Origin of the sequence: Nocardioides sp. (genome assembly GCF_050699375.1) — a bacterium.
Taxonomy (GTDB): Bacteria; Actinomycetota; Actinomycetes; order Propionibacteriales; family Nocardioidaceae; genus Nocardioides.
In genome coordinates this window covers 1-10,059 of sequence record NZ_JBOHDN010000018.1, presented here as the reverse complement: position 1 = coordinate 10,059, position 10,059 = coordinate 1, and the positions used below count along the sequence as shown (strand labels likewise).

12 protein-coding genes are annotated in these 10,059 nt (G+C 69.4%); 4 read left to right on the top strand and 8 right to left on the bottom strand.

Annotated features, from left to right (window positions below; genetic code table 11):
- The 4 genes from ACRDPS_RS00760 to ACRDPS_RS00745 all read right to left on the bottom strand — a co-directional run.
- Positions 1-1,007 (bottom strand): NAD(P)/FAD-dependent oxidoreductase (locus tag ACRDPS_RS00760; protein ID WP_431499705.1); only part of this gene is annotated, 1,007 nt, incomplete at its 3' end.
- Between the two features lie 29 nt (positions 1,008-1,036).
- Positions 1,037-1,231, bottom strand: a complete 195-nt coding sequence (locus ACRDPS_RS00755; protein WP_350657827.1) for a ferredoxin — start codon at positions 1,229-1,231, stop codon at positions 1,037-1,039.
- Positions 1,228-2,643: a fatty acid desaturase gene (locus tag ACRDPS_RS00750; RefSeq protein WP_431499704.1), complete on the bottom strand. Its 1,416-nt coding sequence runs from the start codon at positions 2,641-2,643 to the stop codon at positions 1,228-1,230. Before ACRDPS_RS00750 ends, ACRDPS_RS00755 begins: the two co-directional genes overlap by 4 nt.
- Positions 2,644-2,728: 85 nt before the next feature.
- On the bottom strand, positions 2,729-3,970 hold the full coding sequence (locus tag ACRDPS_RS00745) for a PucR family transcriptional regulator (RefSeq protein WP_431499703.1): 1,242 nt from the start codon (positions 3,968-3,970) through the stop codon (positions 2,729-2,731).
- Positions 3,971-4,161: 191 nt separating this feature from the next.
- Between ACRDPS_RS00745 and ACRDPS_RS00740 the strand changes: the two genes are divergently transcribed.
- Positions 4,162-5,352 (top strand): MFS transporter, encoded by a 1,191-nt coding sequence (locus ACRDPS_RS00740; protein WP_431499702.1) that lies wholly within the window; start codon positions 4,162-4,164, stop codon positions 5,350-5,352.
- 46 nt (positions 5,353-5,398) lie between these two features.
- On the opposite strand, the gene ACRDPS_RS00735 is transcribed toward ACRDPS_RS00740, so the two are convergent.
- Positions 5,399-5,836: a DoxX family protein gene (locus tag ACRDPS_RS00735; RefSeq protein ID WP_431499701.1), complete on the bottom strand. Its 438-nt coding sequence runs from the start codon at positions 5,834-5,836 to the stop codon at positions 5,399-5,401.
- 71 nt (positions 5,837-5,907) lie between these two features.
- Positions 5,908-6,414 (bottom strand): VOC family protein, encoded by a 507-nt coding sequence (locus tag ACRDPS_RS00730; protein WP_431499700.1) that lies wholly within the window; start codon positions 6,412-6,414, stop codon positions 5,908-5,910.
- A gap of 90 nt (positions 6,415-6,504) precedes the next feature.
- On the opposite strand from ACRDPS_RS00730, the gene ACRDPS_RS00725 reads away from it, so the two are divergent.
- Positions 6,505-6,996, top strand: a complete 492-nt coding sequence (locus tag ACRDPS_RS00725) for a MarR family winged helix-turn-helix transcriptional regulator (protein WP_431499699.1) — start codon at positions 6,505-6,507, stop codon at positions 6,994-6,996.
- Positions 6,997-7,151: 155 nt separating this feature from the next.
- Here ACRDPS_RS00725 and ACRDPS_RS00720 read toward each other — a convergent pair whose 3' ends face one another.
- Positions 7,152-7,400 (bottom strand): DUF433 domain-containing protein, encoded by a 249-nt coding sequence (locus tag ACRDPS_RS00720; protein WP_431499698.1) that lies wholly within the window; start codon positions 7,398-7,400, stop codon positions 7,152-7,154.
- A 144-nt stretch (positions 7,401-7,544) separates the two neighbouring features.
- Between ACRDPS_RS00720 and ACRDPS_RS00715 the strand changes: the two genes are divergently transcribed.
- The gene (locus tag ACRDPS_RS00715; protein WP_431499697.1) at positions 7,545-7,859 is read left to right on the top strand and encodes a hypothetical protein; all 315 of its coding nucleotides are present in this window, start codon (positions 7,545-7,547) and stop codon (positions 7,857-7,859) included.
- A gap of 84 nt (positions 7,860-7,943) precedes the next feature.
- Here ACRDPS_RS00715 and ACRDPS_RS00710 read toward each other — a convergent pair whose 3' ends face one another.
- Positions 7,944-8,435: an Lrp/AsnC family transcriptional regulator gene (locus ACRDPS_RS00710; protein WP_431499696.1), complete on the bottom strand. Its 492-nt coding sequence runs from the start codon at positions 8,433-8,435 to the stop codon at positions 7,944-7,946.
- Between the two features lie 114 nt (positions 8,436-8,549).
- On the opposite strand from ACRDPS_RS00710, the gene ACRDPS_RS00705 reads away from it, so the two are divergent.
- The gene (locus tag ACRDPS_RS00705; RefSeq protein ID WP_431499695.1) at positions 8,550-9,782 is read left to right on the top strand and encodes a trans-sulfuration enzyme family protein; all 1,233 of its coding nucleotides are present in this window, start codon (positions 8,550-8,552) and stop codon (positions 9,780-9,782) included.
- Positions 9,783-10,059: the final 277 nt, after the last annotated feature.

Here is a 10,059-nt window from a genome sequence, read left to right as displayed (position 1 = left end):
TCGTCGGCTGCGGTGGTCTCACCGACGACCTGGATGCGATGGCCGTGCCAGGTGGACCAGGCGAACGGGACCGCGGTGAAGACCTCGGCGGCACCGGCGGCGTTGGCTCCGGCGACCCGACCCTGCTCGCCCGCGGCGGTCCAGTGCTCGCTGCGCTCGCCGTCGACACAGGCGATGTCACCCGCGCACCAGACGGCGGGTGCGCTCGTGGCGAGTCGGCTGTCGCAGAGAACGCCGCCCGTCGCCGGGTCCAGCGCCACGCCGCTGCCACGGAGCCACCCGGTTGCCGGGCGTGCGCCGATGCCGAGGATCACCGCATCGGCTGCCAGGGTCTCGCCGGTGCTCAGCTCGACCTTGTCGATGCCGTGGTCCGTGGAGCGGACCCCGGAGACGTACGTCCCGGTGAGCACCTTGACGCCCGCGTCGGCGTGGACCTGCATCAGCCGCGCGGCGGCGGCCGGCCCGACCGCGCGCTCCAGCGGGCGGCCGCTCGCCTCGACGATGGTGACCTCGACGCCCCTGGCGCGGGCGGCGGAGGCGATCTCCGAGCCGATGAAGCCGGCGCCGGCGATCACCACCTCTCGCGACCGGGCCAGCGACTCACGCACGGCGAGCGCGTCGTCGTAGCCCCGGAGCACATGCACCCCGGGGACCTCGGACAGCTCCGGCAGGGTCGTCGCAGCGCTCCCGGTGGCGATGACCAGCGCGTCGTAGCCTAGGTTCCCGGTGCTGGTGGTCACCGTCCGGCGCTCGGTGTCGAGGGCTTCCGCCCTCACCCCGGACAGGTGGCGCACCCGCAGCGCCTCGATCACCTCGCCGGACCGGAGCGCCGGCACCGGCGGCGGCTCCTCGGCCGAGAGCACCGCCTTCGACAGCGGTGGCCGGTCGTAGGGAGGGTGCGGCTCGTCGCCGACGATCGTGATCGGCCCGGACCAGCCGGCCTGCCGTGCGCCCTCGACGGCACGGAGCCCGGCCAGGCCGGCGCCGACGACCAGAAGTGATGGCATCTGTCTTCCTCCGAATCGATGCGTCGAGCTCAGCCGAGGAGGCGGAGCGCGGAGACCGGGCAGGAGTCGACGGCTGCCTTGACGTACCCGCGGTCGGGGTCGGGCACCTCGTCGGTGAGGACCTCGACGAGGCCGTCGTCGCCGATCTGGAAGTAGGTGTCGGCCTGGGCCTCGCACATGCCGATGCCCTCGCACACCGTCTTGTCGGCTTCGATGGTGTTCACAGCATTGACTCCTTCAGCGGGATGAAGTCGACCTTCTCGCGTACGCCGCAGTCCGGGCAGCACCAGTCGTCGGGGATGTCTCGCCAGGCGGTGCCGGCCGCGAAGCCCTCGAGCTCGTTGCCGACCGCGACCTCGTAGACGTAGCCGCAGCCCGGGCACCGTCCGGCGGCGACCTCCTCGTCGAAGGTCTGGCGGGTGACGTCGGCGATCTCGTCGGTCTCCTCGCTCGTCGGGTCGGCGGGCGGCGGGAAAGTGGCGAGCAGCTTGTCGAGCCGGCCGGGGCGTACGTTGGCCAGCCGGACGTCGCCGTCGAAGTGCGCGACGACGCGCTTGTCCATCACCCGGCGCCACAGCGGCGGGACCAGGGCCAGCACGATCATCCCGGCGTAGCCGGTCGGCAGGGCCGGGGACTCCCGGTAGTCACGCAGGGTCTGGTAGCGCCGGGTCGGGTTGGCGTGGTGGTCGCTGTGCCGCTGCAGGTGGTAGAGGAGCACGTTGGTGGCGATGTTGTTGGAGTTCCACGAGTGCATGGGCAGCACCCGCTCGTAGCGCCCCGACGTGGTCTTCTGGCGCAGCATCCCGTAGTGCTCCAGGTAGTTGACGACCTCCAGCAGGGAGAATCCGATGACCGCCTGGAGGATCAGGTAGGGCAGGATCCCGACGCCCAGCCAGAGCGTCATCGCGGTCCACAGGGCCACGCTCATCAGCCACGCGTTGAGGACGTCGTTGCCGAGGTGGAACGGGTGGGTGCCCTTGCGGCGGTAGCGCTTGGCCTCCAGGCCCCAGGCGCTCTTGAGGGACCCGGTCACCGTGCGGAACCAGAACCCGTAGAGGTTCTCGCCCATCCGGGAGGAGGCCGGATCCTCGGGTGTCGCGACGCGTACGTGGTGGCCGCGGTTGTGCTCGATGTAGAAGTGTCCGTAGAAGCTCTGCGCGAGCGCGATCTTCGAGAGCCAGCGCTCGTGGCTCTCCTTCTTGTGGCCGAGCTCGTGGGCGGTGTTGATGCCGATCCCGCCGATGAACCCGATGGTGAGGGCCAGGCCGATCTTGTGCGCCAGAGGCCAGTCCTGGGTCGCGATCAGGTACATCGCGAAGGCGAACCCGGCGTACTGGATCGGGAGGAACGCGAAGGTGATGTAGCGGTAGTACCTGTCCTCCTCGAGCTCCTCGATGATGTCGTCGGGCGGGTTGGAGCGGTCCAGGCCCGCCGCGAAGTCGATCGCGGGGACGAGGCCGAGGACGACGATCGGTCCTGTCCACAGGAACACGGCCCAGCCGGTGAGTGCGTAACCGCCGACCGCGATGAAGGCGAAGGACGGCACCACGAGACCGAGGAGCCACAGATGGCGTTTCCGGTCCCGCCACCTCGCGGTGGAGCCCTGGTCGACGGTGCCGCTGGCGTCGAGTGTCATCTGCTGCCTCCTGTGAGTTCTGAACGACTCCTGTCAGAATGCACGTACGCAGCGCCAAAGTCCCTGGCCGATCAGGCCGAATCGGTCACGGGAAACTGTTCTTATTCACAGTCGGGGTCGCGAGGAAGGCGTCGTGGTAGTCGAGCGCGAGCAGCAGGTCCCCGGCGCGCTCGCGCAGCGGGCGACCGAGGAGACCCTCGGCCTGGGTCAGGCGGTAGCGGATGGTGTTCTTGTGGATGCCGAGCCGCTCGGCGATCCTGTCGGCCGTCTCTGCCGAGGTGAGCACCTCGCGTACGGTCGCGCGAAGTCGGTCGTGGGACGGGTCGGCGAGCCCGCGCAGCGTGGTCCGGGTGAACCGCTCGGCGGCGGCCGGGTCGTGTGCGATGAGGACCAGTGCGGCCACGTCGTCATAGGAGGTCACCGGTTCGTGGCGCCCCGGCGCCAGCGCGACCCGTTGGGCCGCCTGCGCGTCCAGGTGTGCGGCGACGAAACCGTCGAGACCGCTTCCGCCGACGCCCAACGTCACCCGGACGGCGGTGGGGTCGACCCCGGTGTGGGTCACGGTGGCGGTCCCGGTGTCGGTCACGGAACCCGGCCGTTCGCTCAGCGCGATCCACGCCCACATCTCCCGGCCGCCGGGGCGCACCAGCACCGACCGGGGGTGTCCCGCGCGGCGGGTGACGGCCGTGAGCGCCGGCTCCAGCTGCTCGATGGAGTCGGCGGTGAGCGCGTGCGCTACCAGGGCGACGTGTCCGGGAACGTTGATCGGTTGGCCGGCAAGCGCGGCGGACAGCTCGGCGGGGGAGACGCTCCGGGTCTCCAGCGCCTGTGAGACCACCTCGAAGCGGCGAGCGTCCCCGCGCTGCCGGATCCGGTTCGTCTCGGCCTGATGGATCAGCACCGACTGCTCCACCGAAGAGCCGAACCAGGTGGTGGCCTTCGTCCAGAACCAGACCAGCAGAGCCTCGTGGTCGAGATCGCTGGGCGCCTGCCGGACGACCTGCACCGCGAAGTCCCAGCTCTCCTCCTGAGCCCGCTGGTAGACCTTGAGCAGCAGCGGGAGACCGAGATGGCGGCGCGCTGCCTCGAGGGCGATGGCGCGTGCGGACGGGACCAGCTCGAATTCCGCGTCCGGCAGCGTGATCCGGTCGAGGAAGGCGTACCAGTGCTCTTCGACGGCCTTCAGGAGGAGGGGTCTGAGATCGGCCAGATCGATCTCGCCGTCGACCAGGATCGCGTCAGCGGTCGACGCGGCCCACCGGGCCACCTCGGCCGGCCGGCGCTGCTCGTCGGCGAAAGCCGCCAACCAGGCAGCGAGGTCGGTCATCGCGCTCACCTCTCCATCGTCGGGCGGTGCGTCCCGGCAGTTTATAGACCGCCGACCCGGCGAGCGTCAGATCTGCGTACGGAGAACCGCGCCCGGCCAGAGGTCGGCCTTCGCGTCGATCGCTGGCCGGCGGCATGCTGCTGGCGACCCCAGCGACACCAAGACGTACGGCACGCGAGAGGCTGACACCGATGACTCCCATCGCCCAGAGAGTGACCGTCGCCGCCGTCCAGGTCCTCGGCCTCGCCGTGTGGTTCTCGGTCTCGGCCGTGGTCCCGAGCATCCAGGCGGAGTGGGGGATCAGCGCCGGCCAGGCGGTCTGGCTCACCGGCACCGTGCAGCTGGGCTTCGTCACGGGCGCGCTGACCTCGACCGTCCTGAACCTCGCCGATCGGTATCCAGCCCAGATCCTCATGGGTGCGAGCTCGCTGCTCGCGGCGGTCTGTACGTCGCTGCTCGCCTGGTTCGCCGAGGGGCTGGCCGCCGCGCTCGTCCTGCGGTTCGCCACGGGCCTGTTCCTCGCCGGCGTCTACCCGGTCGGCATCAAGCTGATGGCGTCCTGGGCTCCACGCACCAACCGCGGCCTGGCGATGGGCCTGCTCATCGGTGCGCTCACCATCGGCTCGACCCTTCCGCATCTCATCGGGGGTCTGGTGACGCTTCCGTGGCGGGACGTGCTGCAGGTGACCTCGGTCGTCGGTGTGCTGGGCGCCGCGCTCGCCATCGCTGTCGTCCGGCCCGGCCCGCACCTGGCCCGCGGGCCGGTCACGCTGCATGCGCGGTACGCGCTCACGATGTTCGCCGAACGCGGACCCCGACTCGTCAACATCGGCTACTTCGGCCACATGTGGGAGCTGTATGCGCTGTGGACCTGGATCCCGGCGTACCTCCTGCACTCCCGTGCGGCCGACCAGCTGGGCGATACCCGCTCGCTGCTCGTCTTCGTCAGCATGGGGCTCTTCGGCCTCGCCGGTTGCCTCCTGGGCGGATGGGCCGCCGACCGGTTCAGCCGGCGCGTCGCCGCCGTCGCCGCGCTGTCCGTCAGCGGAGCCTGCTGCGTCCTGTCGCCGTTGGCCTTCCTCGCGCCGGTGCCCGTGGTCGCGATCTTCTGCGCTGTGTGGGGCGCATCCGTCATCGCCGACTCCGGCGTCTTCTCGACCGCGCTGTCCGAGGTCGCTGACAGTCGCTTCGTCGGCACTGCGCTCAGCGCCCAGACCGCGGTCGGGTTCGCCCTCACCGTCGTGAGCATCCAGCTGACCCCGCTGGTGGCCGCCGGCTCGAGCTGGCAGTACGCCTTCCTGATCCTGGTGCCTGGTCCTGTCCTCGGGGCCTTCGCGATGTGGAGGCACGATCGGGCTGGCCGGGTGGCGGCACCATCCTGACGCGAGGGACCGGCCGGCGCGACGGTCTGCACGCTCGAGCTGCGCATCAGGCCTCGGGCTGGAGCCTCTTGCCGATGGCGTGGTCGATGCTGGCCCGTCCCGGGCCGGCTACGGCCAGGGCGATCGCGAGGGCCGCGATGACTGCGACCAGCTCCCAGCCGCCCTCGCCGACGAACACGCCGGAGCTACGGTGGGCGAACCAGAACGCGCCGACCATGTCGAGGACGATCAAGGCGGCGGCGACGGGCGTGAGCAGCCCCAGCACCAGGAGCGCGCCGCCGATGAGCTCCACGACGGCGGCGAAGATCGCCGCAGCCGCCGGTGCCGGCACGCCCATCACCTCGAACGACTGGGCGGTGCCGTCGATCGTGTAGGTGACGAACTTCTGCCATCCGTGAGCGATGAGGACGGCGCCGATGAGGAGACGGGCCAGCAGTAGGCCGAGGTCGGTGCTGGGGGCGGGGAACGGTCGTCCGAGCTTCATGGGGTTCCTTCTCTTGGGTGTGGTCGTGATCGCCGGGTCACGTCTCGACGTGGTCCGGACGGGTTGTGGCGTCAGGCGTTGGGTCTGTTCAGCTCGGCGGCGGTCGGGACTCCGCCCCAGCGGGCGATGTCCTTCGCCAGGTCGAGCCTGTCGACGGGTGCCGTGTTCTCGAACTCGCCCCACTCGGAGCGCGGGAGCATCCACATCACCTCGAACTCGTTCCCGTCGGGGTCTGCTCCGTACACGCTCTTGGTGGCGCCGTGGCTGGACTCGCCGGTGAAGGCGCCGAGCTCGGCCAGTGTCATGCGTGCCTGCTCCAGCTCATCGATCGTGTCGACCTGCCAGGCGAGGTGGTAGAGGCCGAGCGAGCCACGCGGTCGCGGTGGCTGTGCGCCGACGCCGAACAGGCCGAGGTCGTGGTGGTTCCCGGAGTCGGGCAGCCGCAGGAAAGCGGCGTTGGCGCGGGGCTCGCGAGCCATGATCGTCATGCCGAAGGCCGTCTCGTAGAACGTGATGCTGCGATCGAGGTCGGCGACGAACAGGACCGCGTGATTGAGGCGCACTGCGTTGACGGCCATCTGGAGATCCCCCTGCGAGTAGTTGTTGCTACAACCAAACTCTAACAGAAATAGTTGTAGCGTCAAGTATTTCGGGCTACGATGGCGCCCGTGGAGGATGCCTGGCTGGACGACGGCGAGATGGCAGCGTGGCTGCGCCTGATCGCGATCACGGAGCTGCTGCCGGGGGTGCTCGACTCTCAGCTGCGGCGTGACGCCGGCTTGAGTCACTACGAGTACTTCGTCCTGGCCGTACTGTCCGACGCGCCCGATCGGACGCTCCGGATGACGGTGCTGGGACAGCGTACGAACGCGACCTTGGCGCGTCTCTCCCATGTGGTGCGACGGCTCGAGGAGCGTGGCCTGGTCGAGAGGCTTCCGTGCCCGGATGACGCGCGTGCGACCAACGCCCGGCTCACCGGGGCTGGTTGGGATGCCGTGGTCGCCGCCGCGCCCGGCCACGTCGCGAACGTACGCAGCAACGTGCTCGATGGACTCACCGGAAAGCAGGTTCGGCAGCTGGTCGAGGTCGGGGATGCGCTGCTGGCTCGGCTGGATCCGCAGGGCAGGATGACGGCCCTCTACCGGCCATCAGAGACGTAGGCGCCGTACCCCTCGTGGCGGGCGGACTGCAGTACGAGAAGATCTCGGAATCGGTAACCTGCTGAAGCGACACATCTTCGGTGTGGACACGTCGTGGCCAGCCGCGGAGAGAGTTGCGGAGATGGAGTACGGCAGGTTCTGGTCCAGCAGCAGCCTCACGCAGATTCCTGCAGCGGCAGGTAGAAGTCACGCTGTGCGAGCGCCGCAGCGTACGCGAAGACCTGTTGAGCGTCTTCGGGTTCGAGGAATGGAAAGTCCTCGTGGATCTCCTCAAAGGTCATCCCGGCTGCGAAGAGCTCGAGGAGCTGGTCGACACCGAACCGATAGCCACGGATGCACGGCTGGCCGCCGAGCTTGTCCTGCTCCACGGTCAGCCGGTCGAAGCCGGGCACTGTCTGCGTCATGCGTTGAAGTGTACGCGTGTCCGGCATCGCGGAGGCCGCAGTTGATGCACGATCGAGCCGCGCGACCAGCGGGCGTTACGCTGTGCACGAGGTTCGAGGCCGGTGGTCTGGGCAGTGCGTGGATCGGTCAGGGGAGTGGTGGACATGGTGGCAAGTCGTTCGGCAAGGGAGCGGAAGGCCGCTGTCGAGGCCGGTCCGCTGGCGAAGGTGAAGATCGACGTCGGCGAGGATCAGCAGTTCGTCTACAAGGTGAGCTGCACGGTCTGTACGGCCAAGGGTGACCGTCCGTGGTCTGCCTATCGTCCTGGTGAGGACAACGCCTTCATGGCGGCGATGGACCGATGGATCTTCCACCTCAAGGAGAAGCATCCGGACGCCGAGGCTCCTTGCCTGGCTTACCTGCCGGCCGCTCAGCAGCGCTTGCACGAGCGCCGGGTCGCGCTCGAGGCGCGAGGCTGAGGTAGGCCCCATCAGCGGGCGAAAAATTTCGCCCGGGACAGGAGCGCCGTCACAGTCCACACCGCATCGGAGGAGGCGCGCGTTCTACGCGGTGTCGCGCGGTAGTACGCCGGGCCCCTCGCGGAGCTCGAAGACGAGCTGTGTCTCGGTCTGCCGTACGACGCGATGGACGGTCACGTGCTGCAGGACGAAGTCGCGCAGCGCCTCGGCGTCCTCGACGGCGACGTAGAGGTGGAAGTCGTCGGCGCCCCCGAGGTGGAAGGCCTGGATCACGCCCGGGGTTCGGACCAGGTCGTCGTACAGCTTCTCGACGTGCTCCTGGCTGTGGCTGCCGAGCCAGACCTTGATCACGGCCCGCAGCGGGTAGCCGAGCGCACCGACGTCGACGTCGAGGCGGCGGCCGGTGATGACGCCGTTGTCGCGCAGGGCCCGCAGCCGATAAGCACAGGTCGACTCGGCCAGGCCGAGACGTGTCGCGAGGGCTTTGTTGGTGAGCTCGGGATTGTCGCTGAGCTCACGCAGGATCCCGCGGTCGACAGAGTCGAGAGCAGCCGGGGGTGGTTGCGTTTTCGCCAACTGGGCACACCTTGGTCATCGGTTGGATTGCTCGAAGAGGGCAACATCAAACGATCTGTGGGATCTTCAGCAATCATTATGGCCTGATCTTGGGTTTCCGGCCAGCATCTTGGCATGCCGCTTGCGAACCCTCACCTCGACTCACTCGCCGTTCATGCCGGACGGGACGACCTGGAGATGCTCGGGGTCCACGCCCTCCCGCTCGACCTGTCCTCGACGAACCCGCTCCCCGACATCGAGCGGGGAGGCGAGTCGTACGAGGCGATGGCGACCGGCGGCCATCCGGTCCCGGACGGCGGGTTCGTCTATCAGCGGCTCTGGAACCCCACCGTCGCACGTTTCGAGACGGCGCTGGCGCAGCTCGAGCAGGCCCAGGCTTCGGTCGCGTACGCCTCGGGGATGGCGGCCATGACCGCGGCGATCATCGCGAGCACGTCTTTCAGCGGCAAGCGGCACGTCGTCGCGGTCCGCCCGCTGTACGGCGGCACCGACCACCTGCTCGCCTCGGGCCTGCTCGGTGTGGAGGTGACCTTCTGCGCCGAGCACGAGGTCGCCGTCTCGGTCCGGCCGGACACGGCGCTGGTCGTGCTGGAGACCCCGGCCAACCCGACCCTCGACCTCGTCGACATCGCGGCGGTCGTCGCGGCCGCTGACGATGTGCCGGTGCTCGTCGACAACACGTTCGCGACCCCGGTCCTGCAGAACCCGATCACGCTGGGAGCGGCGATGTCTCTGCACAGCGCCACCAAGTACATCGGCGGGCACGGCGACGTCGTCGGTGGCGTGATCGCCTGCGACGAGGAGACCGCGGCGCGGCTGCGCCAGGTCCGGGCGGTCACCGGTGGCCTCCTGCATCCCTTGGGGGCGTACCTCCTGCACCGCGGCCTCGCCACCCTGCCGACCCGCATGCGCGCCCAGCAGGCCGGCGCGGTCGAGATCGCTGCCTGGCTGCGGTCACACCGGGAGGTCGAGCACGTCTACTTCCCGGGCGAGGACGATCGGGGCCTGGTCGGGAAGCAGATGCACGGCCCCGGTGCCATGATCACGATCGCGCTGCGCGGTGGGTACGAAGCAGCCGCCCACCTGACATCCTCGGTGCAGCTCTTCACCCACGCTGTCTCGCTCGGCGGCGTCGACTCGCTGATCCAGCACCCCGCCGGCCTCACCCACCGCCCGGTCGCGGCGCACGCCAAGCCGTCAGCGAACCTGGTGCGGTTGTCGATCGGCCTCGAGAGCCCGGAGGACCTGATGGCTGACCTCGACAGCGCACTCTCGGTCGCGCCCGCGCCCGCCGCTCGTGCCACGGAGTCAGAGGCTCGCGCCGATCTGTCGCCCGAGTTCGCCTGAGCGATCTGCGACGAGGGCCTGCGGCCCAGGGCCCTCCGCCGGCGAACGAATTTTCGTTCGCCTCAAGGAAGCCTTCCGCGGCTCGCTCTCGAGCCCTTGGTCTAGGAGACCACCGAGGCGGGGTTCGTGCTCAGCACCCGCTGGGCGAGCGATGTGGTGGCCTCGATACCGAGGAAGCCGACGACGCGCGAGACCCGATCCAGATCGAGCGGAAGAAGGCCGGGGGTGCCGGGGACGTCGGGGGTGAGGCGGAGGTCGAGGTCGTCGTGGCAGGTCA

Bases quoted from the DNA above. Each gene is read 5' to 3' on its own strand.
- ACRDPS_RS00750 (WP_431499704.1), bottom strand. From the start codon at position 2,643: ATGACACTCGACGCCAGCGGCACCGTCGACCAGGGCTCCACCGCGAGG.
- ACRDPS_RS00745 (WP_431499703.1), bottom strand. From the start codon at position 3,970: ATGACCGACCTCGCTGCCTGGTTGGCGGCTTTCGCCGACGAGCAGCGC.
- ACRDPS_RS00740 (WP_431499702.1), top strand. From the start codon at position 4,162: ATGACTCCCATCGCCCAGAGAGTGACCGTCGCCGCCGTCCAGGTCCTC.
- ACRDPS_RS00735 (WP_431499701.1), bottom strand. From the start codon at position 5,836: ATGAAGCTCGGACGACCGTTCCCCGCCCCCAGCACCGACCTCGGCCTA.
- ACRDPS_RS00730 (WP_431499700.1), bottom strand. From the start codon at position 6,414: ATGGCCGTCAACGCAGTGCGCCTCAATCACGCGGTCCTGTTCGTCGCC.
- ACRDPS_RS00720 (WP_431499698.1), bottom strand. From the start codon at position 7,400: ATGACGCAGACAGTGCCCGGCTTCGACCGGCTGACCGTGGAGCAGGAC.
- ACRDPS_RS00715 (WP_431499697.1), top strand. From the start codon at position 7,545: ATGGTGGCAAGTCGTTCGGCAAGGGAGCGGAAGGCCGCTGTCGAGGCC.
- ACRDPS_RS00705 (WP_431499695.1), top strand. From the start codon at position 8,550: ATGCCGCTTGCGAACCCTCACCTCGACTCACTCGCCGTTCATGCCGGA.